General features: G+C 57.5%; 21 protein-coding genes, 3 pseudogenes and 1 riboswitch. Of the genes and pseudogenes, 10 read left to right on the forward strand and 14 right to left on the reverse strand.

The window, feature by feature from the left end:
• Window positions 1-12: 12 nt before the first annotated feature.
• From KB890_RS01095 to tenA, 3 genes are read right to left on the reverse strand one after another with little or no spacing between them, the layout of a single operon-like run.
• The gene (locus tag KB890_RS01095; protein ID WP_004180004.1) at window positions 13-753 is read right to left on the reverse strand and encodes an ABC transporter permease; all 741 of its coding nucleotides are present in this window, start codon (window positions 751-753) and stop codon (window positions 13-15) included.
• Entirely contained in the window at window positions 750-1,478 is a 729-nt protein-coding gene (locus KB890_RS01100) for an ABC transporter ATP-binding protein (RefSeq protein WP_094932906.1), read from the reverse strand. Before KB890_RS01100 ends, KB890_RS01095 begins: the two co-directional genes overlap by 4 nt.
• Window positions 1,475-2,170, reverse strand: coding sequence for a thiaminase II (gene tenA, locus KB890_RS01105; protein ID WP_004180000.1), 696 nt, complete (start codon window positions 2,168-2,170; stop codon window positions 1,475-1,477). Before tenA ends, KB890_RS01100 begins: the two co-directional genes overlap by 4 nt.
• Before the next feature lie 68 nt (window positions 2,171-2,238).
• A riboswitch (TPP riboswitch) is annotated at window positions 2,239-2,340 on the reverse strand.
• Between tenA and KB890_RS01110 the strand changes: the two are divergent.
• A pseudogene (locus KB890_RS01110) lies at window positions 2,341-2,522 on the forward strand (hypothetical protein). It begins immediately after the preceding riboswitch.
• A 65-nt stretch (window positions 2,523-2,587) separates the two neighbouring features.
• Complete coding sequence (locus KB890_RS01115) at window positions 2,588-3,694, forward strand: DUF4056 domain-containing protein (RefSeq protein WP_002905531.1); 1,107 nt, start codon at window positions 2,588-2,590, stop codon at window positions 3,692-3,694.
• 37 nt (window positions 3,695-3,731) lie between these two features.
• On the opposite strand, the gene KB890_RS01120 is transcribed toward KB890_RS01115, so the two are convergent.
• The 3 genes from KB890_RS01120 to KB890_RS01130 form a co-directional block, all read right to left on the reverse strand.
• The gene (locus KB890_RS01120; RefSeq protein ID WP_004179997.1) at window positions 3,732-4,904 is read right to left on the reverse strand and encodes a Gfo/Idh/MocA family protein; all 1,173 of its coding nucleotides are present in this window, start codon (window positions 4,902-4,904) and stop codon (window positions 3,732-3,734) included.
• 13 nt (window positions 4,905-4,917) lie between these two features.
• The gene (locus KB890_RS01125) at window positions 4,918-5,841 is read right to left on the reverse strand and encodes a TIM barrel protein (protein WP_004179995.1); all 924 of its coding nucleotides are present in this window, start codon (window positions 5,839-5,841) and stop codon (window positions 4,918-4,920) included.
• Window positions 5,842-6,033: 192 nt separating this feature from the next.
• Window positions 6,034-7,074, reverse strand: a complete 1,041-nt coding sequence (locus tag KB890_RS01130; RefSeq protein WP_004148452.1) for a LacI family DNA-binding transcriptional regulator — start codon at window positions 7,072-7,074, stop codon at window positions 6,034-6,036.
• Between the two features lie 398 nt (window positions 7,075-7,472).
• Between KB890_RS01130 and KB890_RS01135 the strand changes: the two genes are divergently transcribed.
• Window positions 7,473-8,729: a sensor domain-containing diguanylate cyclase gene (locus tag KB890_RS01135; protein ID WP_004884412.1), complete on the forward strand. Its 1,257-nt coding sequence runs from the start codon at window positions 7,473-7,475 to the stop codon at window positions 8,727-8,729.
• A 98-nt stretch (window positions 8,730-8,827) separates the two neighbouring features.
• Here KB890_RS01135 and guaD read toward each other — a convergent pair whose 3' ends face one another.
• Both guaD and KB890_RS01145 read right to left on the reverse strand, forming a co-directional pair.
• Window positions 8,828-10,138: a guanine deaminase gene (gene guaD, locus KB890_RS01140; RefSeq protein WP_211778009.1), complete on the reverse strand. Its 1,311-nt coding sequence runs from the start codon at window positions 10,136-10,138 to the stop codon at window positions 8,828-8,830.
• Between the two features lie 101 nt (window positions 10,139-10,239).
• Entirely contained in the window at window positions 10,240-11,736 is a 1,497-nt protein-coding gene (locus tag KB890_RS01145; protein WP_004179989.1) for an NCS1 family nucleobase:cation symporter-1, read from the reverse strand.
• Between the two features lie 144 nt (window positions 11,737-11,880).
• On the opposite strand from KB890_RS01145, the gene KB890_RS01150 reads away from it, so the two are divergent.
• From KB890_RS01150 to puuE, 3 genes and pseudogenes are all read left to right on the forward strand, one after another.
• Window positions 11,881-12,597, forward strand: a complete 717-nt coding sequence (locus KB890_RS01150) for a GntR family transcriptional regulator (protein WP_004179987.1) — start codon at window positions 11,881-11,883, stop codon at window positions 12,595-12,597.
• Window positions 12,597-13,468 (forward strand): annotated as a pseudogene (gene hpxA / locus KB890_RS01155) (allantoin racemase). Before KB890_RS01150 ends, hpxA begins: the two are co-directional and overlap by 1 nt.
• Window positions 13,353-14,285: an allantoinase PuuE gene (gene puuE, locus KB890_RS01160; protein WP_004179983.1), complete on the forward strand. Its 933-nt coding sequence runs from the start codon at window positions 13,353-13,355 to the stop codon at window positions 14,283-14,285. The pseudogene hpxA and the gene puuE overlap by 116 nt, the downstream one beginning before the upstream one ends.
• Window positions 14,286-14,373: 88 nt before the next feature.
• On the opposite strand, the gene KB890_RS01165 is transcribed toward puuE, so the two are convergent.
• Window positions 14,374-15,165, reverse strand: a complete 792-nt coding sequence (locus KB890_RS01165) for a sulfite exporter TauE/SafE family protein (protein ID WP_004179981.1) — start codon at window positions 15,163-15,165, stop codon at window positions 14,374-14,376.
• A gap of 109 nt (window positions 15,166-15,274) precedes the next feature.
• On the opposite strand from KB890_RS01165, the gene KB890_RS01170 reads away from it, so the two are divergent.
• Together KB890_RS01170 and KB890_RS01175 are read left to right on the forward strand one after the other, a co-directional pair.
• Complete coding sequence (locus tag KB890_RS01170; RefSeq protein ID WP_004179979.1) at window positions 15,275-16,042, forward strand: AraC family transcriptional regulator; 768 nt, start codon at window positions 15,275-15,277, stop codon at window positions 16,040-16,042.
• 202 nt (window positions 16,043-16,244) lie between these two features.
• Window positions 16,245-16,469 (forward strand): hypothetical protein, encoded by a 225-nt coding sequence (locus KB890_RS01175; protein WP_004179977.1) that lies wholly within the window; start codon window positions 16,245-16,247, stop codon window positions 16,467-16,469.
• Between the two features lie 181 nt (window positions 16,470-16,650).
• On the opposite strand, the gene KB890_RS01180 is transcribed toward KB890_RS01175, so the two are convergent.
• A complete protein-coding gene (locus KB890_RS01180; RefSeq protein WP_099975606.1) occupies window positions 16,651-17,313 on the reverse strand; it encodes an alpha/beta fold hydrolase in 663 nt (220 codons plus the stop codon).
• 331 nt (window positions 17,314-17,644) lie between these two features.
• Window positions 17,645-18,370, reverse strand: a complete 726-nt coding sequence (locus KB890_RS01185; RefSeq protein WP_004179976.1) for a type 1 glutamine amidotransferase — start codon at window positions 18,368-18,370, stop codon at window positions 17,645-17,647.
• Between the two features lie 119 nt (window positions 18,371-18,489).
• On the opposite strand from KB890_RS01185, the gene KB890_RS01190 reads away from it, so the two are divergent.
• Window positions 18,490-19,263: an AraC family transcriptional regulator gene (locus tag KB890_RS01190; RefSeq protein WP_004179974.1), complete on the forward strand. Its 774-nt coding sequence runs from the start codon at window positions 18,490-18,492 to the stop codon at window positions 19,261-19,263.
• A gap of 459 nt (window positions 19,264-19,722) precedes the next feature.
• Here the strand turns inward: KB890_RS01190 and KB890_RS01195 are convergent, their stop codons facing one another.
• On the reverse strand, window positions 19,723-20,622 hold the full coding sequence (locus tag KB890_RS01195; protein ID WP_004179972.1) for a hypothetical protein: 900 nt from the start codon (window positions 20,620-20,622) through the stop codon (window positions 19,723-19,725).
• Between the two features lie 202 nt (window positions 20,623-20,824).
• Window positions 20,825-21,181, reverse strand: a complete 357-nt coding sequence (locus KB890_RS01200; RefSeq protein WP_072143287.1) for an ASCH domain-containing protein — start codon at window positions 21,179-21,181, stop codon at window positions 20,825-20,827.
• A gap of 177 nt (window positions 21,182-21,358) precedes the next feature.
• On the opposite strand from KB890_RS01200, the pseudogene KB890_RS27490 reads away from it, so the two are divergent.
• Window positions 21,359-21,526, forward strand: a pseudogene (locus KB890_RS27490) (EamA-like transporter family protein); the annotation flags it as partial.
• A gap of 3 nt (window positions 21,527-21,529) precedes the next feature.
• Here the strand turns inward: KB890_RS27490 and fabF are convergent.
• Window positions 21,530-22,804, reverse strand: coding sequence for a beta-ketoacyl-ACP synthase II (gene fabF, locus KB890_RS01205; protein ID WP_004179968.1), 1,275 nt, complete (start codon window positions 22,802-22,804; stop codon window positions 21,530-21,532).
• Window positions 22,805-22,809: the final 5 nt, after the last annotated feature.

The following is a 22,809-nucleotide window of genomic DNA, read 5'->3' on the forward strand; positions in this document are numbered from 1 at the left end:
ATTACGTCATTCTTATTCCGGCGACCAGTCGATCAGCCGGTGTAGCAGGGTATCTACCGCCAGCCACAGCAGGAGGGTCAGTAGTACTAAAATAAACAGCGCGGCGAAGCAGATATCGGTTTGCAGTCGCGCATTGGCGTTGAGCATGACGTAGCCCAGCCCCTCGGCGGAGCCGACCCATTCGCCGATGATCGCGCCAATGGGCGCCACCGCCGCCGCCATGCGCAGGCCAGAGCCCAGCGCCGGCAGGGCGGCCATCAGGCGGACATGTCGCAGTTGAGCACCGAAGGAGGCATTCATGCTGCGCGCCAGATCGAGATACTCCTGGTTGACCCGCCGCAAGCCATCAAAGAAGGCGGAAGTTACCGGAAAGAAAATCACCAGCACCGCCATCGCCACTTTGGCGCTCATGCCAAAGCCCAGCCACAGCACCAGCAGCGGGGCGAGGGCAAAGACCGGGATCGCCTGACTGGTGAGCACCAGCGGCATCAGCCAGCGCTGCAGACGGGGGGAGAGGATCATGCCCAGCGCCAGGGTGACGCCGAGCGTCACGCCCAGCGCCAGGCCGCTCAGGATCTCACTGAGCGTGATAAGCGTATGCCAGCCGAGATAGGCGCGATTTACCCATAGCGCCTCGGCGACCGCCAGCGGGGACGGTAAAAGAAAATGGGGAATGCCGCTGCGGCTGGCCAGACCCCAGAGGAGCATCAGCCCGCCGAATACCATGCCGCCGCGCCAGAGACGTCCGGTCATGGTTGGGCCCTCATCAACTGCTGCAGCAGGGCGGCCTGGCCGATCAGGAGATCGGGCGCGTCCGGCGCGCGCGGAGGTGTGCCGGCGAGGTGATGGCTATCATCAATGTCGCCGTCGGCCGCCGAGAGGACCAGCAGGCGGTGGCTCAACCGGCAGGCCTCCTGCGGATCGTGGGTGGTAAGCACCACCGTGCGACCGGCCAGCAGGGTGGCCGCCAGGGTCTGAATGCGCGTACGGGTGAGGGTATCCAGCGCCGAGAAAGGCTCATCCATCAGCACGATGGGGCGATCCTCATACAGCGTGCGCGCCAGCGCGGCGCGCTGACGCATGCCGCCGGAGAGAGTCGCCGGGCGGGCGTCGGCGCAGGATGAAAGCTCAACCTGTTCAAGCAGAGCGGCGACCCGGGCACGATCGACTTTTTCACCGCGCAGCCGCGCGCCGAGGGCGACGTTGTCCCGAACGCTCAGCCAGGGGTAGAGCAGATCTTTCTGCCCCATCCACGCCAGACGGCCCTGAATCGGTTGCCCATCGCTGGCGACCACTTCTCCGCGGGTGGCGGGCGCCAGACCGGCCATCACCCGCAGTAGGCTGGTTTTGCCGGCGCCGCTGGCGCCGAGCAGCGACACCCACTGCCCGCCGGGGACCGTAAACGACAGGTTGTCGAACAGCCGACGGTCGCCGACATGCAGGCTCAGGCCACGGACCTCGATACCCGGCGCCGTCACGCCCGGGTCTCCGCCGCGGCGTTGAGGCCCATCTGCCAGAACTGCGCCTCAAGGCGGGTGGCGGTGGTGAAAATCTCGCTCAGCTCAGTGATTCGCTCCTCGCTCCCGCGCTGCTGCCACACCGTTTCCAACAGCGCCAGCGCGGCGCTGACGCCCTGCAGATAGCCTTCATCGCCATAGTTGCGGATCCATGAGGCGTAGGGGTTATCGTCCAGTCGGGTGGCGGGATGCTGCAGCAGGCCGAGACCGATTTCGGCGTAGCCCGCGACGCAGGGCATCAGGGCGACCAGCAGATCCAGCGCGTCACCCGAGTGGCCAATATCCAGCACATAGCGGGTATAGTTGAGGGTTTCGGGGGCTTCAGGTTGGGCGGCCATCTCCGGTTCGCTAATCCCCCACTGGGCACAGTAGCCGACGTGCAGCGGCAGTTCGTTGAGGATGGCATTCATCGAGGCGGCCGCGGCCCGCATCTCCGGCAGCGCGCGCAATTTACTCACCAGCAGCGCGTAGCTGCGGGCAAAGTGAATCAGAAACAGATAATCCTGGGTCAGATAGCGACGAAAGGCGTTTTCCGCCAGCGTCCCATCGGCAAGTTGCTGGACGAAAGGATGCGCCACATAGCGCTGCCAGTCAGCGGCGGCCAGCTGGCGTAAACGGCCGTAAAGACCTTGGCTAAAAGCGGGAACGATCACAGGACCTCCATTTATTCAGGGGAGATCCGGGCGTGCAGGGGTGTGAACAGGCAATGGCGGTAATGCTGGCAAAATTGCCGACCCGTCCCTTCGCTGGCATGACCCAGATCAGGTTCAAAGGGTTCGGCTTGCGCCATCTCAGCCCTCACGGGACACCCCTCGGTAGCGCTATGTTATACGACATTCACCTTTTGAATACAATCACCGCGCCACCTTGCCGCAGGATGATGGTAATAGGGGGATAGCCAGCGCTTTTCCGCGCAAGAACTACTAACCACCGGGCCGCGACGAACGGAAGAGCGGCTTTTACGCGCGCAATAGTTTCGTTGTCGGCGCTGAATACCGTTTTTAACTAAAACCGCAGGCGCTATCTGCCGGTAAGATGCGCGCACTTTTATTGCTGTGGAGAGGCTGTTGATGCGTAAAGCCTTCTGGCTATTATTCGCGCTGGCGCTGCCGGCGCTGGCGCAGGATCCGGTGCTACCCGCCGTGACGGCGATCCATACGGCGCCCACCCTCGGTGAGCTGCCGCCGCCGGAGTCGCTGCGACCGTGCTGCGCTTTTGGTTACGACCTGCACGTGCGCGCGGCGGGCATTCCGATCCCGATGTACCAGATCGGTAATGTGTTGACTCTGGGTACGCTGGGTAAGCACCATTACAACGACAGCGCGTTCGGTGCGGTGAAAAATCTGCTGGGGCTCAGCGAGGAGCAGAACGGGCTTATCTATACCCGCCGCGGCGGGTTTATTGATATCGCCCATGTGCGCGATACGGCGGACAACACCTTTTATCTGTTCAATCGTATTGCGCCGACGCTGGGCCAGGCGGGGCGGATCTTCTACAGTGAAGAACTGGGCGTGCGCCGCGTGCAGCTGAATGCCTTTACGCCGCCGGCGGGCGTCAGGCAGCGCTATCAGCTGGCGGCCTGGCTCGCCGGGCATCTGGCCTTCGAAATCGCCCAGTGGCATGAGATCGCCCAGTGGTATGGCTTCCAGTCGGTCCCCGGGTTTTCCGAAGAGATTTCCGCTTTTTCGCCCGAGGATCTCTACTCCAATTTACTGGGCGCGAGGCTGGCGATTAATGTCATCCTCAGCGGCCACGGCGGTTCGCTGGAGGATTATAACCAGGCCATGGATGCGGCGCTGAAACAAGTGCTGACCCGGCTGCTGGTGGCGACGCGCGGTGAGACGGAAGCGATGTTTCAGCAGATCGACGGCGACTGGTGGAACAGTCACCGGCGGGTGCCGGATAAGTTTCTGGTACTGAAGCGTAACTACGATCTACAGGAAAACCGGCTGCCGACGCCGGTCCCATTCGAAACCATGCCGCCGTATCGCCTGACCATGCCGGAGCAGGTCGGAGGATTCCGCTTACGCGACCTCGGGGAACTGCAGATCTATCCAGGGCACGATATGCAGGCGCTGCCGGTTCCCGCGCAATACTATGGCGCCGGAGCGTTCCAGGGGCTGGCGGATCGCGCCCATGAGGCGGATAAAACCCAGCTGGCGCGGACAGAAAAATAGCCGTAAAGGCTCAGGACGAACGCCCTGAGCCGGCGAGTTAGCGGAAGTCGACCCAGCAGGCGCCGTTGTCGGCAGAACGCACGCAGTTTTCCAACCAGCGGACGCCGAACGCCCCGGCGCAGGCGTCCGGGTACCAGAAGTCGGCCAGCAGCGCCTCGTCGCGACGGTCGGCGGCATCCATGGCGATGGCGAAGCGGCGATAGAGATTCGACCATGCCTCAAACAGTCCCTCGGGATGGCCGCCGCCGATGCGATCATCCTGACGCGCCAGCGGATCGAGATAGTCCATACCGCGCTCGAGGATGCGCACGGGGTCGCCCTGGATTTCGTAGCGTAGCTGGTTGGGCTGTTCATCCCACCATTCGAGACTGGCTTTTTCACCGATGATTCGCACCTTTTGCCCGTGCATCGAACCGCAGTTGACGGCGGAGCTCCACAGTGAGCCGATGGCCCCGTTGTCATACTCCATCAGTACATGGGCGTTATCTTCCAGCGGCGCGCGGCTTTTGACGAAGCTTTGTCTGGCGCACATCAGCCGGGTGATCTTCAGCTGCGGGGCCATGGTTTCGACCAGAAACAGCGGATGGGTGGCCAGGTCGCCCAGCACATAGCTGGGGCCGACGAAGCGGGGATCGACCCGCCAGCGGGTACTGGCGTTTTCCTGTTCCACCGGCTGGGCGTGAAAACCGTGGGCAAACTGCATATTAACGATACGGATATCGCCCAGCAGCCCGTCGGCGATCATCTGCCGGGCCTGCAGGATCAGCTGGTGGCCGGCATAGCCGTAGGTCACCCCGATAATCTTGCGCCGCCGCTGGCTGAGCGCCACCAGCTCGTCAGCTTCCTCGCTGCTGAAGCACAGCGGCTTTTCGCACACCACGTGCAGCCCGGCCTCCAGCGCGGCCCGGCAGATGGCATAGTGGGTGTTATTTGGCGTGGCAACTGACACCGCCTGAATGCCGTCAGGCCGGGCAGCCTCGCTGCGGAACAGGCTTTGATAGTCGGCGTAACAGCGGTCGGGATCCACCCCCAGCCGTTGGCCGAACTGGCGTCCGCGCTCGGCATCAATATCAAAGGCGCCGGCCAGCAGCGTGAAGGTGTTATCGCGCAGCGCTGCAGAGCGGTGAATATAGCCGATCTGGCTGCTGCCGCCGCCGCCGACCATGCCCCAGCGCAGGGTGCGGTCGAGAGGTTTTAAACCGTTAATCATGTCGTGCCTCCTGTCAGAATCCGACGTCGCGCAGATAGCGCAGACTTTCCGTGACCGCCTGCAGGCTGCCTCCGGCATGGCGCGGGTCGCGCTCTTGTTCAATGGTTATCCAGCCCTGATACCCCCGGCGGGCAAGAAAGTCTTTGATAGCCGGATAGTCAATGGCGCCGCTGCCGAGCGGGCACATCACCCCTTCGGCGCAGGCAGTGAAGAAGTCGATACCTTCATGGATAGCGCGCTGATAAACCTGCGGGTCGACATCCTTGAAGTGCAGATAGTCCAGGCGGTGGTAATAGCGATCCAGCCAGTCGAGCGGATCCATCCCGGCATAATAGAGATGTCCGGTGTCCAGACACAACCCGGCGACGTCGTGCGGGATATCGTTGGCCAGCCGCTCGATCTCATCCGCGAATTCAATGCTGCCCCCGGCGTGCGGATGGATAACCGCCCGCACACCGTACTCCTGCCAGGCGAGGGTGCTAAGGGCGATAATGTGCTCCATCATGCGCTGCCAGTCTTTGTCATTGAGGCGCGGAGCCAGCGCGCCGCGCCCGGCAAAGCGCGCCCGTTCGGGGTTGCCGAAGTCGATAATCACCAGATAGGGCGGCTGGAAAGGGCGGCCCGGGATCGGTTCGGCAGCGGCTACCTGCGACAGATTGCGGCAGATTTGATGGGTCAGCGCCACCAGGGTGGGGAGATGGGCCTCGCTCACCAGATCGTCAAAGATCGTGCCGGCGACCAGCGACAGCTGATGCTGCTCCAGCGCCGCGCGCAGGCTGGCCGGATCGCTGGGGAGATAACCCCAGGGGCCGAGCTCAATGCTGCGATAGCCAGCCTGCGCCGCCTCCTTCAGCACGGTAGCCCAGGCAGGGAGGTTAGGGTTTTTCGGGTCATCGACGCCCCAGCTGCAGGGGGCGTTAGCGATAGGATGTATCATGTCGGCTTCCTTTTTCATACAAGGGATGCCGCTGAGTATTGAATAAAGATTTCATTATCAACAATGATGGAATTTTGATTTTATGATAATCATCATGATTTTAATTGATGGATTTTTTGATAATTTTTTATCAAATCGAGATGTGGCGCGGTCCGCCCGATACCCGTCTCCGCTGGAGACGGAGCCGGAAATTTACATATTTTCTTTGGTGATGATATCGAAAGGCTGAGGGAGTGAAATCACCTCGCTATGGGGGCGTGAAGCGGCGTCCGCCATGGCGCGCAGCGTAACGGCGGCAAACTCATCCAGCCGGTGGTTAAGCATGATGTCGATGGTGCCATCGATCAGGGCCAGTTCACTGTCGCTGAGCGGACCGTGGCAGACCAGAGCGATCTCCTGCTGACGGCCGCTGTCGCGCAGCGCGTCGACGATCCCTTCGACGCCGCCGCAGGGGGCGTAGATCGCCTGCAGGGCCGGGTACTGAGTCAGCATCTGTTCCGTCACGGTCCTGGCGATATCCGCCCGTTCATGACTGCGAACCGGCTCAAGGATCTGTTGCCCCTTGCCCTGTTCTCGCAGGCAGGAGCGAAAGCTGATCTCACAGCTTTCCTGGCAGGTAAAACGATTATCGCCAATGATAATGCCAATTTCGCCATTCCCCCGGCATAAGCGCTCGATAAACCAGGCGGCGGTGCGCCCGGCTTTATGATTATCGAGGCCGATATACCCGCTGCGCTGGGGGACCGACAGATCGGAAAGCAGGGTGAACACGCGCACGCCGCGGGCGGCGGCCCGGGCCACCGCGTGGCGAATCAGCGGGTGATCCAGCGCCACCAGGCCGAGCACCTCCACTTCATCGCTGAGTCGGTGAATGGCCTGAGCCATCGCTTCCACCGCATCGATGGCAAAATGCAGTATCACCGGCGCCTGGCCCGCCGGTAGCCATGGGGCAGCCTCGCGCGTCAGCGCCCGGGCCAACGGCAGGTAGAAGGAGTGGCTCTCCTGCAGCAGGATAAAGCCCATTCTGATCGTGACCGGCGCTTTGCCGGCAGCCAGGCGATAGTGGGGCTGCTCGAGGGTAAAACCCAGCCGGCGGGCGGCCTCCAGCACGCGCCGCGCCGTGGACTCTTTCACCGCCGCGCGCTTATTGAGCACCCGGTCGACGGTGGCTACGCCGACGCGCGCTTCACGCGCAATGTCGGCAAGGGTGATTTTAGTGGCGATTTTTTTCAAGGTAATTGTCGCTATGAATGAGCGTAATGATAGAAACTATCACGGTTAGCCTGGGCAGAAAAGCGACTCTCTGCCCGCCCTGGCCTATGCCGCTGCGCCTGCCGGGTAACCCCTGTTGGCGATGCACACTCTGTGATCAAAAGCGACTACCCGTTCTGGCATTGCTGCTATGCTGTTGAAATAAAATTATTATTAAAGGCAGCATCGCTTCTGTTGGTTAAACTGCGCGCAAAGTCACCCTCAGAGGGCTTTACTGGGCGCATAACCGACTATACTTGGCGCGCTCGCGCGTAATTGCGGTTTCTCGGTGTCTATTTTGCTTTCACTTTAAACCAGCGTTGGGGCTGCACAGCGTTAAGTGCCGTTCCGCGCCGGCAGTGGGTCGGTTTGGGGCCTGTATGTTATTAAAAGAGCTGGCTGTTTTTGAGGTCTTAAGCACCCCGATATGGGTAGTTCATCCTTTTAACGAAAGGGTGGTCTATGCCAATCAGGCTTCCCGGACATTGAGCGGCGAGATGTCGCTCAATGAGATGCGTAACGGTATTTATTCCACCTGTCCGGAAACGCAACTGCAGCACTACCTTCGCTATCTCGACACCATGAGCGAGATATTCGAAGTCTGGACGTTACCCACCGCCAATGGGTTGCAGTCGGTGTATTGCAAAACCACCCTGATTGATACCGAAGACTGTGGTTGCTTGCTGCTGTTTGAAGCCGTGAAGCTGCTGGCGCAAAATCAGTCGATTCATACCGGCTCCCGCCGCTACCAGCGGCGTAACAATGGCTTTTTCGCTCGCTTTTTTATGACCAATACCGCGCCGATGCTGTTGATCGACCCTCATAAAGATGGCCGGATTGTCGATGCCAATATTGCCGCGCTACGTTTTTATCATTATTCCGATGAGGAAATGCGCACCAAACATACCTGGCAAATAAATACCCTGGGCCGGGACGTCATCCCCATTATGAATAATATTGCCAATCTGCCTGGCGGTCATAAACCGCTTAATTTTACGCATATTCTGGCTGACGGCTCGCTACGTCATGTCCAAACTTATGCCGGGCCGGTGGTGCTGTATAATATTCGACTGATGCTATGCATCATTCACGATATCACCGAAGAAGTGCATCTGAAAAAAGAGCTGGAATTTTCCGCCGCCCACGATCCGTTAACCGGTTTGCTTAATCGCCGGGAGTTTCACCGTCTGGTTGAGGCGCCAACTTTTATCCCCCGGGGTTATTGTCTGCTGTTAATCGATATCGATCATTTCAAGAGCATTAATGATATTCACGGCCATCAAAAAGGCGATGAGGTCCTACTGGTGCTCTCTCGTATTCTGGAAACGTCGGTCGACCGCGAAGATAAAATTTATCGCTGGGGTGGAGAAGAGTTTCTGCTTTTTTTGCCCCATTCGCCGATCGGCCACGCGCTGATACTGGCGGAGGGGATCCGCCAGGCGGTTAGCGAATACCAGACGCTGTCGGTGACCGTCAGCATCGGCGTGGCTGAACATCATGACGGCGAAACGGTTGATCAACTGTTTTCCCGCGTCGATAAAGCGCTGTATGCGGCAAAAAATGACGGGCGTAATCGGGTGACGCGCATGCCTTTTGACAGCTCTGAGCGACGGCGCAGTAGAGATGGCGCCGCCTGAATAAACCCCCGCCTGTAGTGGGTTAGCCTGCGTTAAGGTGGCAAACAAGGTATGGTGCGTTTTCTCGTTCTTTTCAGGAAGTGGGACTGGCTGAGGGGTCAGTCCTGACACCACACCCGCTCGCCGTTCACCAACGTCTCGCTGATATTGCGTTCATCACCCAGGGTCATCAGCACGAACAGCTGCTCATAAATGTCATGGCAGCGGCCTATGCGCAGGCGCTGCAGCGGGGTGACCGCCGGGTCAATCACCACAAAATCCGCCTCTTTGCCCGGCTGGAAATTGCCAATTTTCTCCTCCAGCCGCAGGGCGCGCGCCCCGCCAAGGGTGGCGTGATAGAAGGCCTCGCTGGCGCGCAGGCGATAGCTCTGCAGTTGTCCTACCTTGTAGGCCTCGCCCAGCGTCCGCAGCATGCTGAAGGTGGTGCCAGCGCCAACGTCGCTGCCGATGCCCATCCGCACCTGGTGCTGCCAGCAGGCGGGCAGGCGGAACAGCCCGCTGCCGAGAAACAGATTCGACGTCGGGCAGAAGGCGACGGCGGACCCGGTGTCATGCAGGCACTGCCACTCGGCATCATCGAGATGGATCCCGTGAGCGAAGACGCTGCGTTCGCCGGTGAGCTGATAGTGATGATAGACATCCAGATAGCGCGCATGCTCAGGCCACAGCTGTTTAACCCAGGCGATCTCCTCCCGGTTTTCACTGAGATGCGTCTGCAGCCAGGTGTCGGGAAACTCGGCCCGCAGGCGCTGCGCCGCCTCCAGCAACCCCGGGGTCGAGGTGGGGGCAAAGCGCGGGGTGATGGCATAGCCCAGCCTGCCGCGCTGATGCCAGCGGCGGATCAACGCCCGGGTCTGCTCGTAGCTCTCCCCGGCGGTTTCGCACAGGTAGTCGGGCACATGGCGATCCATCATCACTTTCCCGGCGATCAGGCGCATATTGAGGCGCAGAGCTTCGCTGAATAACGCCTCCACCGATGCCGGATGCAGGGTACAAAACACCAGCGCGGTGGTGGTGCCATGGCTTATCAGCTGAGTTACAAAAAACTGCGCTATCTCCTGGGCATACTCCGCATCGGCAAACTGGCTCTCCACCGGGAAGGTGTAGGTGGTGAGCCACTCCAGCAGCTGTTCGCCAAAGGCGCCGATCATCTCGGTCTGCGGATAGTGAACGTGGGCATCAACGAACCCCGGCAGCAGCAGCTTACCCCTCAGATCGACATAGCCCTTCAGGGGATGCAGAAAGGCTTCCCCCTCCTGCCATGGCAGCAGGGCGATAATTTTCCCCTCCTGCAGGAACAACAGGCCATCATCGAGATAGCGGGCCTGGGCGGCCACCTCATCCGGGGTCTCCGCCACGCCGGCGATATCAAAAAATGCACCGCGCACAGCGGTCTGGTAATCCATCATCGAACCTGCCTTCTCTTAACGCTCTGGGAATAGTGATAAACAGCAAGATTGGTGCCAGTTTGCAGCCTGCCGCGGCCAGACGCCGCGGCAGAAGGGGAAGGTTACTCTTTTTGCGCCACCGCGCCGGAGCGGAAGGCAGCTTTCGCCTGCACTTCGCGCTCGTCGCGAGCCAGCCAGCGGTAGGTGGTGGCGCCGAGGAAGACGCCGATAAACCAGCTGAAGTTCGCCACTTCATGCAGGGCCGGAATAAAGCTGATAATCAGCCCCAGGCCCACCGACGGCAGCAGGGCGGCAATCGCTTTCGGGTTAAAGCCGTTGCGGTACCAGTATTTACCCTGCGGCGTATCGTCAAACAGATCGTCCACTGACACCCGGCCGCGTTTGATCAGGTAGAAGTCGGCGATCAGGATGCCAAACAACGGGCCAATAAAGGCGCCCAGCACGTCGAGGGTATAGTGGATCAGCTCCGGGGAGTTAAACAGGTTCCACGGCGTCAGGAGTATCGAGCCCACCGCGGCAATCATCCCGCCGGTACGGAAGCTGATTTTCTGCGGGGCGCAGTTGGAAAAATCGAAGGCCGGCGAGACGAAGTTAGCCACGATATTGATGCCGATGGTGGCGGTGATCATGGTCAGCAGGCCGATGGCCACCGCCAGATCGTTACCCACGCGGCTGACGGTTTCGATCGGGTCGGTGATCATTTTGCCAAACAGCGACTGGGTGCCGGAGACAATCACCACGGTAACCACCGAGAATAGCAGAAAGTTAAACGGCAGTCCCCAGCGGTTACCGCGGCGGATCTCGCCCATGCTTTTGCCGTAGCGGGAAAAGTCACCGAAGTTAAGCAGCGGCCCGGAGAAGTAGGAGACCACCAGCGCCGTGGCGGTGATCATCTGCCAGGTCTGCTCGCCGGCGCTCAGGGATTTGCTGGCGAGGGTAAAGGAGATACCGTCCAGACCAGTCTTGTATACAATCCAGCCGGCCAGCGCCAGCATCACCACATAAACCGCCGGACCGGCGATATCGATAAAGCGTTTGATGGCGTTCATGCCATGCCAGAACACCGTCGCCTGCAGCAGCCACATAGTGGCGAAGCACAGCCAGCCGAGGGGCGACAGCCCGAGAAAGCTGCTGCTGGTCAGCGAGGCAAGGGAGGGCCAGAACTTGAGCAGGACCAGCATCAGGGCATTCGCCGCCAGATAGGTCTGAATGCCGTACCAGGCAAAGGCGATCAGCCCGCGGATCACCGCCGGGATATTGGCGCCGAAAACGCCAAACGCCTGACGACAAATCACCGCGTAAGGCACCCCGGCCATCTGGCTCGGCTTCGCCACCAGGTTGGCGCACAGCTGGACAATACAGATGCCCACCAGCAGGCAGAGCAGAACCTGCCAGCTGGCCAGCCCAAGCGTAAAGAAGCTCGCCGCCACTACGTAGCCGCCCATGCTGTGCACGTCCGACATCCAGAATGAAAAGATATTGTACCAGCTCCAGTTCTGGTCGCGGGTCGGCGCCAGATCGTCATTACATAGCCGCGGACTGTAGCCGGCGGCCGCCTTGTGAGTCTTCGTCTGCTGCGTGTGGGATGAATGTGGCATGAAACCTGCTCCTCTGAATGAAAACCCTTTGATATGGATTGCTGAGGCTATTGCAGGATCCAGGCCAGAATGATGAATTTTGTATACAAAAATTAAATTTTATGTATACGATCTGCTATCGATAAGTGAAACCGGAGTGGGTTAATGAATAATGAACATCGTCTCCAGGCCGCGCCAGCGCTGCAGGACAAGGACGAAAGCATTTACCAGGCGCTGATGACGGCTATCGTCGAACATCAGCTGCCGCCGGGCAGCAAACTGCCGGAAGAGGCGCTGGCGGAGGTGTTCGCCGTGAGCCGCACCGGCATCAGAAAGGTGCTGCAACGACTCGCCGCTGTGCAACTGGTCACGTTGACGCCCAAACGTGGTGCACACGTCACCAGCCCGAGCGTGGAAGAGTCCCAGGCGATCTTTCGCACCCGGGCGCTGCTCGAGGTCGCCAATCTCCCCGATGTGATCGCGCGCTGTCAGCCGCCGCATCTGGCGGCGCTGGAGAACATTATTCAGCGTGAACAGCAGGCCCATGCGGCGCACGACGGCCCGGCGGCGATCCGCCACTCCGCTGACTTTCATATTCAGCTGCAGGCTATCTCCGGCAACCCGGTGCTCACCGAGATGGTGACCCGCCTCAGCCAGCGCTCCTCTTTAGTGATTGCCGCCTGGGGCGCCCCCTGGCGACAGGGCTGCCGTTGCGACGATCACCAGCAGCTGGTCGGTTTGCTGCGGGATAAAGCCCTGCAGCCGCTCAGCGAGGCGCTGATGCACCATTTTGATCATATTGTCGCCAGCCTGTGCTTCGAGCGCGATGGCGTCAGCCTGCCCGATTTTTCCCGGCTGTTCGCCGGCCACAAGGAGTCGTGATGTCTTCCGTTCGTATACAAGTGATTAACCCCAACACCAGCCTGGCGATGACTGAAACGATAGGCGCCGCTGCGCGTGCGGTCGCTGCACCGGGCACCGAGATCCTTGCGGTCTGTCCCCGCGCCGGGGTGCCGTCAATTGAGGGCCACTTTGACGAAGCCATCGCGGCGGTCGGCGTGCTGGAGCAGATCAGGGCCGGACGCGAGCAGGGGGTGGATGGGCATGTGATCGCCTGCTTCGGCGACCCGGGGCTGCTGGCGGCGCGGGAGCTGGCCCAGGGGCCGGTGATCGGTATCGCGGAGGCGGCAATGCATATGGCGACGATGGTCGCCACCCGTTTCTCCATTGTGACCACGCTGCCGCGCACGCTGATCATCGCCCGTCATTTGCTGCACCAGTACGGATTTCATCAACACTGCGCGGCGCTGCACGCCATTGACTTGCCGGTGCTGGCGCTGGAAGACGGCAGTGGCCTGGCGCAGGAGAAAGTGCGTGAGCGCTGCATTCGCGCTCTGAAAGAGGATGGCAGCGGGGCGATTGTTCTTGGCTGCGGCGGGATGGCGACCCTGGCGCAGGAGCTGACCCGCGAGCTGCGGGTGCCGGTGATCGATGGCGTCAGCGCGGCGGTGAAGATGGTGGAGTCGCTGGTCGCGCTGGGCCTGGCGACCAGCAAGCATGGGGACTTAGCGTTCCCGGAGAAAAAAGCGTTAAGCGGACAGTTTCAGTCGTTAAATCCATTTTAAAAGGGGCAGGAGATGGGAGAGAACCAGGAACACTATCCTCGCGATCTGCGAGGTTATGCAGGGGAGCCGCCGCACGCGCGCTGGCCGGGCGGGGCGCGGATCGCGGTGCAGTTTGTCCTCAACTATGAGGAAGGCGCGGAGAATCACGTCCTGCATGGCGATGCGGGTTCGGAACAGTTCCTGTCCGATATTATCGGCGCCGCCAGCTACCCGGCGCGCCATATGTCGATGGATTCACTCTATGAGTACGGCAGCCGGGCAGGGTTCTGGCGCATCCATCGCGAGTTCAGCCAGCGCGGGCTGCCGTTGACGGTCTTCGGCGTGGCGATGGCGCTGGCGCGGCATCCGGAGATTGTGGCGGCGATCAAGGCTGCGGATTACGATGTGGTCAGCCACGGCTGGCGCTGGATCCACTATCAGCACATGGATATTGCCGAGGAGCGCGAGCATCTGCAAAAAGCGGTGCAGGTACTGACCGACCTGTTCGGCAAACCGCCCACCGGCTGGTATACCGGCCGCGACAGCCCTAACACCCGCCAGCTGGTGGTGGAGCACGGCGGCTTTGATTACGACAGCGATTATTACGGCGATGATTTACCTTTCTGGAGCGAAGTGGCCTGCAGCGACGGCAGCCAGCGGCCGCACCTGATCGTGCCTTATACCCTCGACGCCAACGACATGCGCTTCGCCACCGCCCAGGGATTCAACACCGCGGAGCAGTTTTATACCTATCTGAAAGACAGCTTTGACGTGCTATACGCCGAGGGTGAAACCGCACCGAAGATGATGTCCGTGGGAATGCACTGCCGACTGCTTGGGCGTCCAGGCCGTTTCCGCGCGCTGCAGCGTTTCCTTGATTATATCCAGCAGCACGACAAGGTGTGGGTCTGCACCCGGCAGCAGATTGCCGACCACTGGCGCGAAACCCATCCGTATCGCGGGTAGCTTGTTGCCCCTGATCCTGGCCCTCTCTTCAGGGAGAGGGCTCCGCCCGGTCGCGTCTGTTACACCGGTTTACCAGAATGTAATTTGATTATTGAATAAGCATGGCGAGGAGTACCAGGCACAGCAGCAGCACATAGATGCGCGCATACCATACATCAGGTACCGCAGGGATTGCCCGGCGGCTAAACACTATCCCGGCCCAGCCGGTCAGGACGAGCAGGCCTAAAATTTTCAGGCTGATAAACCCCATAAATCCGCTCAGCGGAATGCTGTGCCAGCCAATGACGGCATAGGTCACAGCCCCGCATAGCGCCACGGGCAAAGAAAGCGGGTTGGATGCGCTAACGCACTCCTGCATTGCATACCCGTGTCGCCGTAGCAGGGGCACCGTCATGACGCTGCCGCCCACGCCCAGCAATGCGGCGATCGTACCGATAATCACACCGCCGCCGGTGACCACTGGCAGGGACAGGCGACGCCGAGCGCTGCCCGTGAAAAAACCCTTGCGCAACAAACAATCGCTGATGGTTGCCAGCATATAGAGAATAAACAGCGCGCGAACAATATTCTCGCTCAATATCCCCGCCAGACAGGAGCCCACCACCGCCCCAATGGCAATAAACCATAACAACGGAAACAGCGTCTGCGCGGCAAGCCTGCCCGCCCGCCAGTTTCGATAGCTGACCCAGCCGGCGTTAAATATCATCACTGCCGTTGAGGTAGCCACTGCGACATGCATGGCGTTGCCCGCGATCGCCGGCTGCCGGAGCATCAGTTGATAGACAAAGGGCACCACCACAAAGCCGCCGCCGAAGCCGAACAGCACCGTGGTAATGCCGGTAGTAAAGCCTGCCAGCGCAATAATAACGATCTCATTCAAGAGAGTATCCCCGACCTGAAAATGAGCGAGCAGCTTATACCGGTCGCGTACTGCTTCCCATTTGCGTAGCGCTCAATTACCTTTGTAAATCGGTCAGAGGGAGGCAGGTGTGCGCAACGTAAAAATTGACGAGTTCGATCGACTCGATCGTGATGTGGTGGCGTTAGGTAATGACTATGCGCAGGGATTTATCCTGCCCCCGCACCAGCATCGTCGCGCACAGCTACTGTATGGCGCGACCGGACTGATGTATGTCACTACGCAAGACGGAGAATGGGTGGTTCCTCCGCAACACGCTGTCTGGATCCCCCCTGAAACCGTGCATGCCGTCAGATTTGCAGGGGTGACCACGCGTAGCTTGTATATTGAGCCAGATTGTGTGGCCGCTTTCATTAAACACCGTCGTTGCGAAGTGATCAGCGTCTCGCCGCTGTTGCGCCAGCTACTGCTTGAGGCTGTGGATTTACCACCGTTGTACGACAGCCCACGCGATCGCACGCTGATACAGTTGATGTTGCTGGAACTGGCCGCCATGCCGGTCCGCGAATTTGACATTCCGTTGCCGCAGCATCCGGCGCTGCTGGCGCTTTGTCAGGCTTTTTTGCTTAACCCCTCTATCCATGATCCTGCGGCGCGCTGGGCCAGGGCGCTGTTTATGAGTCCTAGTACCTTTCGCCGCCATTTCCTGAAGCAGCTGGGCCTGTCGTTTTCCGCCTGGCGACAGCGAGCCTGCGTGGTGAGCGCCCTGGCATGGTTGATAGCAGGCAAACCGGTGAACGAAGTGGCATTATCCCTTGGATACGACAATGCGTCCTCTTTCGCCACCATGTTCCGCCGCATGACCGGGCAGCCGCCGTCGTTTTATCACCCAGCCTGAGGCGTCGGAGAAGGGGACTCCCGCAGCATGTGTCGGAAAAGAATGTCGCTTTTATGGCGTAGCTATGCGTTTACGCGGTCATAAGACAGATAATCCAGGAAGGCCTGGCTTCGTTTTCAGGTACCCCTACATTTAGTGGTGGCTACATCCAGGCGGTTTATCTATTCTGCCTGTAACCGTGAGAAGACCGGAGTCTCTCTTTGTGAACCATCTTATCATTGAAAAAATCATCATCATCATTCTTCTCGTCCTGTGGGGATTCGATACCTTCAGAACCAGGAAAAGAAAACGCTATGATCCCGCAATTGAAGCCGCTGATGCCAGCGAACGTTATCAATGGCGCTATCTGAGATGGGGATTTCGAATCATACAGGTGGTAGCGGGAGTGTATATCGTCGTTCAACTGATACAGGTATTACTGAGATAGAGGCCGCCGGCAGGGCGGCGGGACAGAACATCTGGCTGACCAGAATGAGGTCAGGCAATAGCGGTTTTCACGTCGGCAAAGGGGAATGTCCGCTCTGAGCCAGGAGCGGAACTTACCCCGATGAAGTAAATCCGGATTTTTGCCGGATAAACCCCCAATAATTTACGTAGAAGGGATCCATTCAACAATAATTCTTGCCAACTCCCTGGGCTGTTCGAGCGGAATCAAGAATGATTCTTAACGACGCATAAGGTATGGCTTCGACCAATTCTTCTGCCTCCTTCATCGAACGGATGGCATCATCTTCACTGGCGATAACCAGCGTTGGACAACGTATCGTTGCAGAAGGTATACCTTGCCTGGATAAGGATGATTGCGTGATGAAGGCTTCAAATCCCAGAGAGCATCCCATTTTCTGGATAGCTGAAATCATATCCTGATTTGATGTGTTTAGAGGGTGGAGTGACCGGGCAATAGCATGTCTGCTCAGCCCCTTAAAGGTTGTGGGGGACAATGACTGCACGCTTTTCCGCTTTGCTTCAGCTTCTAACGGCGTATCTTCCCGTAAGGAACTGGCAATAAGCACTAAGGACTCTACACGTTCAGGGAATTCTGCTGCCAGTTGTCGGGCAATATATCCTCCCATCGAAAAACCTATCAAAGAAAACTTCTCAGGCAGAAGAGTAATCAAATGCTGCACTACATCATGAATGGTTCGTCCTTCAGTTACAGCTGCATGATGAACAATACAGTTTGACGGGAGATATGTTTCAAATTCATGCCAAAGCATTTCATTCAGCATAAACCCAGGAATTAAAACGATTCTACGCGGCTTTAAACTCATAATTCTCGCTTAAATGCATCAGTGTATTTATTGGATAAGACAGGTTAAAAATATCTTACTAACAGCGACAATATCAAATTGCAGCCCTGGATAGGCGTTTGTCTATTTCCACAGAGTTTCTGAACGTTTCTAACGTTCTCCCTGGCTTCCTCCACCATCAACAGGCTGATCCCGAATTGAGCAAGCTCTAATGCCCAGGTCCGTGTACAACCTACCAGAGCACTTTTCCGCTTCTCGCTCATAGCGGACCTTCAAATCAGGTAGCTTGTCCGCTCTGTGCCAGGAGCGGACATTAAAATCAAAACCGATGGCAAGCTTACCGAGCATGACATTATGCTTGCGCTGCTTTGTAACGTGCTTCCAGCTTATCCAAAAAGCCAAAAAGTACTTGATTCATTTCACTGTAATCGTGCGCCCGGAGCGCTTCAGGCGTGTCAACGAAACGATATTCTGCTGCACGGCTCAGGTCTTTCTCAGAATGAGCGATCAGCCGTTCTACAACGTCCAATGTGAGCTCCATGTGGCACTGGAAACCAAAGACGCGGTCTGAATAGGCAACGATCTGCCGCGGACAGCCTTCGCTGTAAGCGATAATTTTAGCCTCTGGCGTCAAACCTGGCATATCGTTATGCCAGTGACCCACTTCCAGTGTTTTCCCAAAGTGAGAGAACATCTCATCCTTCCTGCCGTCTTCGGTCAATGTGATCGGGAATTTACCAATCTCTTTTTCCGGGCTATGAGAGAACGGCGCGCCCAGCGCTTCACCAATGAGCTGTGAACCCAGGCAGATACCGATCACCGCCTTACCGGTTTTAACCGCGAAAGCAATCAGCGCCTGTTCCGCTTTAGCATTAAAGTGCGGGCACGCTTCAAGCGTGGTGTCCGGATCTTGCGGACCGCCCATAACGATAAGAAAATCGATGCCTACGGCGTCATCAGGTAGCCGATCGCCTGCATAGACGCGTGAGTAAGTTACATCATGACCCTGGTTTATTGCCCAGGTTTCATATGCGCCCGGGGCTTCAAAACTTTCATGTACGATAAAGTGTACACGCATGAGGTTAAGCTCCTGTAATATCTTTGATGATCAGAATGATAAGTCACGCACCCATTGCCTAAGGCTCTACTCCGGGTGGTTCCAGTTTCGATATGATAATGGCAGGGGCTAAATCTGAAATGCCAGGTAGTATAGATAAAGCGCCAAGACATGATGAAGCCACAGGCTGGTCCAGTACTGCGATAAGCTATCAACGCGGCGAGGCAGATCCTCCCCATCATCATGTTGAGGGGCAGCTACTCTTCGCCACCAGAGGGGTTATGCTGGTGCAAACAGAGAGCGACCGTTGGGTGATCCCTCCTCAGCGGGCATTATGGCTACCGCCTCTGCATATCCATAGTTATCATCTGCTTTCACAAACCGATCTCAGGGCGATCTATTTCAGCAGTAGCCTTATCGCAGAATGTACGAGCTTTACGAAGAGTCAGCAGGTGCATGTGATCACGGCTACGCCCTTAGTCAAAGAGCTTATCGCAGGGCTGTTCAGTGAGGAATACGCCAGACCGAGTCAACGGAAGATAGCGTTGTTGCTTCTGGAAATTCTCAGCGAGGCTCCACCTTTAACGATGGCGCTTCCCATGCCGAATGATGAGCGATTATTCAGCGCGGCCAGATCGCTACTGGTCAATCAGCGCTGGGAAGCATCGCTGAGCGAGCTGGCTTTTATGTCGGCCATGTCGGAACGGACCTTTTCCCGCTTGTTTATGAAGGATACAGGCTTTAGTTTTAGAACATGGAAGCAGAGAGCCAGAATTTGCGCTTCGTTGGATCTTCTCGCGAACGGTGTTCCAATCAAACAGGTCGCTTACCAGCTTGGTTTCTCATGCCCGGCGGCCTTTACCGCTGCTTTTCGCTGCATTTTGGGGGCAACGCCACGCGATTATGTGCCTTAAACCGGGAAACCCTCAAAGCGGTCTTTGAGACTGTCATGGGCATATTACCAGACGCAGAAACCCTGCGAGGGTAGGGGTATCCCGCCTTTGCTGTTGAGAAAGGTAGTTTAATTTGCACCCGACACACTCTCATTGATTAAAGCACGGAGTGGAGATTACTGCGGTCCACAGTTCTGACAAACCGTGAAAGAGAAGGCCTGCATGAAGAAAAAAGGTGTCGCGATGCGTGATGAAATTACCTTATGACAGACCTTACGGTGATTTACGGCACCGGGTGGATTCCGGACGCTGTGAGCCCCTCATTGCTACAAAGCCTGATTCTGCTGTACCTCACGCCATATGATAGCCTGCGCAACAATCACATCCTGCCCATTAATGCGTCCAGGGGAGTACTCCCGGGCCCTGCACGTCCCTGTGTGCCAAAAGCGGAAGTAGGCTGATGATAAATTAGCGTTGATGTTAATCGTGGGTTCTGCAGATGGGTAGAAATTGATAACTTAGGATGCAAGTTCGTCCCGCTCTTTCTGCAGTTTTCATCGAGGGGATATTCTCCGGAATAATTGTGCCCATATACATGGATAGTTCCGAATCGGAATGAGTTAATAATCGGTACAGCAGGCGTTGCGCTCGGGCCGACAATGATCGACCACGAAAAGCAGGAAGTATTACTTTGTCAGTAATACGATATCCTCTCAGAAAAGCGAGGTTTCCTTTCTGGCATATTAGCAACCCGGCGCGAACATCGTTTTCATAGATAATATATACTTCTCTCTCAGAAATATGGTCACACAACTCTTCGTCATCAACTGCTACCAAATTGCTTGCAGACAGTTCGCGAACTGTCTGCCATGTATGCTTATAGGCATCACCCAGGGCCTGACAACACCAGTCAAAATCTTCGTATGTCGCCACTTGCAAAGTAAGAGATTTATCATTGAATTCAGGGGGTTCAGAAAAAGAAGTGGCATATATATACTGGTCAGGAATACCCTGCGGGAAGGACTGGCCTGGCACAAGAATGCGGACATACTGAGCTCTGAGTTGTGACCATTCCTTACTAATGAGTTCTAATGCAGTATGATTTAGGTCAGAATCCATACCTACAATATCAATAAAAGGTTTGTTAATATTTCCGCCCTGATAACGGGGGCCAGTAAGAAATTGCTTTCCATCAATTTTGAGTTTTCGTTGTAAAAAATATTCCTGACATAATCCAGTTTCTCTCCAGGGAAATCGCGCCGAGAAACTTCTGTCTGTACACCTCGATTCCTGCTCTGACAACCATTGTTTTAACCATGAACGTAGAGTAACTTCAGGCACAGGTAGCCTGGCATATTGAGAGAGCATGTAAGATAGCATAAAAAATATTTTGCCCTTGGATGTAAAAATGTCTTTTTAAACAAATCAGAATAGTTCTACTCTCATTTTATTACCAATTATAGCTGGCACGTCAGCTCCTTGCTCAATGCGGACCTTTAGCTCGATAGCTTGTCCGCTCCGCGCCAGAAGCGAACAGTGTTATGAGTGGCCAGTGATAAAATGTCAGCCCGTTGACCTTGCCTTACAGCACCTCAACCACTTCAAATTCTTCTGCGATCAACTCCATATCTTCAGAAAAATGACCTTCAGAGCTGAAAAATCTCTGATGCTCTTTCTTCCAGTATTCAAGGCTTAAATCGCCTTCACCTTCTTTGCGGGCGAACGCTTCAGTGACATCACAAAAACGAACCAGCTGCATCGAAATCAGTCTGATCACGCAAACTGGAACATTCTGACCATCAAGAATAATGTTATAACTCCCGATTCTCGGGGCGGATTCTTCCTGCTGGTAAGAGGCAAAAGATCCGCAAGAGGCCGTTTTGATCCCTTTTTTGATCAGGTCAGCAAGCTCGTTAGCCAGTTGCGGACTGTCACCCATTTGCCAGGCATCTGCGCCGGGATATTTCTTTTTTATTTCCTCAACCTCAACCATGAAAATTCCTTCGTTATCGTCAATGAAAAGAAAAGCTATCCCTTTTTTAACATGAGCGGTCCCAACATAATAGGCGATATCATTCTTTAGATAGTGTGGTCCGTTCTTCGCTCAAAACTGACCTTGATCGATAACTTCGGCTGGCTGGACAATGCGTCGATTCCATTCTCGATGAGCCGAATCGGCGCCATTGTCTCCCTGGGTATCGCGCTGTACTTGATTTACTCCAGCAGCAGGGCAAAAGCCGCAACGGTGGAAATCCCCCGTCGGCCAGTACCGCAGGGGAGCTGACGATTATTGCCAGCGTTTCAGCAGCAGACTGGCGTTAACGCCGCCAAAGCCAAAACCGTTCGACAGCGCATAACGCATCTTCTGCGGGCGGGCCTGCAGCGCCACCAGGTTCATGCCTGCCGCGTCTTCATCGGGGTGATGCAGGTTCAGCGTCGGCGGCACCACCTGGTCACGCAGGGCCTGAATGGTGAAGATGGCCTCGATCCCGCCGGCCGCGCCTAACAGATGGCCGGTGGCGGATTTCGTCGAGGTAATGGCGACCGGATGCGCGCCAAACAGCGTTTTAATCGCCGCCAGCTCACCTTTATCACCGACCTGCGTCGAGGTGGCGTGGGCATTGATATGGTCAATCTCGTCGACGGTCACCCCGGCCTGGCGAATTGCGGTCTCCATGGCCCGACGTGCGCCGTTCCCGTCTTCCGGGCCCGCGGTCAGGTGATAAGCATCTGCGCTGGTGCCGTAGCCGACCAGCTCGGCCAGCGGCGTGGCGCCGCGCGCCAGCGCGTGCTCCAGCGACTCGATCACGATAAGCCCCGCGCCTTCTCCCATCACAAAACCATCGCGGTCACGGTCAAAGGGGCGGGAAGCGCTTTCCGGCTGGTCGCTGTAGGCGCTGGACAGCGCCCTTGCCGCGGCAAACCCGGCCAGGCTAACGCGATGAATTGCCGCTTCCGCGCCGCCGCAGAGGGCGATATCCGCCTCGCCGCTGCGGATCATCCGCGCTGCATCGCCGATGGCCTGGGCACCCGCTGCGCAGGCGGTGACCGGCGCGCCGATGGGGCCCCGGAAGCCGTGGGCGATAGACACATGCCCGGCGGCCAGGTTGGCCAGAAAAGAGGGGATAGTGAACGGCGAGAGACGACGCGGCCCGCGTTCATCGGTGGTATGTACCGCATTGGCGATCTCGCTGAACCCGCCGATCCCGGTGGCGATCACCGTGGCAGTGCGTTCCTGTTCGGCCTCGGATGCTGGCGACCAACCGGCCTGGGCCAGCGCTTCGCGGGCGGCGACCAGCGCAAACTCAATAAAGCGATCCATCTTTTTGCGCTCTTTCGCCGGGATGGTCGCCAGCGGGTCGAAGCCGTGCAGCGGATCGCTGTCAATGGACGGCACCTGGCCGGCCACTTTGCAGGGAATATCCGCGACCAGCTGCTCGCTGAGTCGGGTGATCCCTGACTTTCCTGCCAGCAGCGACTGCCAGACGTGCTGTACGCCGCAGCCCAGCGGGCTGACAATCCCCATCCCGGTGACGACAATGCGTTTAACGGAAACGCCCATAGTTA

It is taken from the genome of Klebsiella sp. P1954 (assembly GCF_018199955.1).
In the GTDB taxonomy this organism is placed as follows: Bacteria; Pseudomonadota; Gammaproteobacteria; order Enterobacterales; family Enterobacteriaceae; genus Klebsiella; species Klebsiella pneumoniae.

What these genes read in the sequence shown, in the direction of transcription:
- guaD (WP_211778009.1), bottom strand. Translation starts at nt 10,138, where the DNA reads ATGATGGATTACCAGACCGCTGTGCGCGGTGCATTTTTTGATATCGCC.
- KB890_RS01115 (WP_002905531.1), top strand. Translation starts at nt 2,588, where the DNA reads ATGCGTAAAGCCTTCTGGCTATTATTCGCGCTGGCGCTGCCGGCGCTG.
- KB890_RS01195 (WP_004179972.1), bottom strand. Translation starts at nt 20,622, where the DNA reads ATGCTATCTTACATGCTCTCTCAATATGCCAGGCTACCTGTGCCTGAA.
- puuE (WP_004179983.1), top strand. Translation starts at nt 13,353, where the DNA reads ATGGGAGAGAACCAGGAACACTATCCTCGCGATCTGCGAGGTTATGCA.
- KB890_RS01180 (WP_099975606.1), bottom strand. Translation starts at nt 17,313, where the DNA reads ATGAGTTTAAAGCCGCGTAGAATCGTTTTAATTCCTGGGTTTATGCTG.
- KB890_RS01190 (WP_004179974.1), top strand. Translation starts at nt 18,490, where the DNA reads ATGCCAGGTAGTATAGATAAAGCGCCAAGACATGATGAAGCCACAGGC.
- KB890_RS01185 (WP_004179976.1), bottom strand. Translation starts at nt 18,370, where the DNA reads ATGCGTGTACACTTTATCGTACATGAAAGTTTTGAAGCCCCGGGCGCA.
- KB890_RS01200 (WP_072143287.1), bottom strand. Translation starts at nt 21,181, where the DNA reads ATGGGTGACAGTCCGCAACTGGCTAACGAGCTTGCTGACCTGATCAAA.
- KB890_RS01095 (WP_004180004.1), bottom strand. Translation starts at nt 753, where the DNA reads ATGACCGGACGTCTCTGGCGCGGCGGCATGGTATTCGGCGGGCTGATG.
- KB890_RS01145 (WP_004179989.1), bottom strand. Translation starts at nt 11,736, where the DNA reads ATGCCACATTCATCCCACACGCAGCAGACGAAGACTCACAAGGCGGCC.
- KB890_RS01120 (WP_004179997.1), bottom strand. Translation starts at nt 4,904, where the DNA reads ATGATTAACGGTTTAAAACCTCTCGACCGCACCCTGCGCTGGGGCATG.
- KB890_RS01150 (WP_004179987.1), top strand. Translation starts at nt 11,881, where the DNA reads ATGAATAATGAACATCGTCTCCAGGCCGCGCCAGCGCTGCAGGACAAG.
- KB890_RS01125 (WP_004179995.1), bottom strand. Translation starts at nt 5,841, where the DNA reads ATGATACATCCTATCGCTAACGCCCCCTGCAGCTGGGGCGTCGATGAC.
- fabF (WP_004179968.1), bottom strand. Translation starts at nt 22,804, where the DNA reads ATGGGCGTTTCCGTTAAACGCATTGTCGTCACCGGGATGGGGATTGTC.
- KB890_RS01135 (WP_004884412.1), top strand. Translation starts at nt 7,473, where the DNA reads ATGTTATTAAAAGAGCTGGCTGTTTTTGAGGTCTTAAGCACCCCGATA.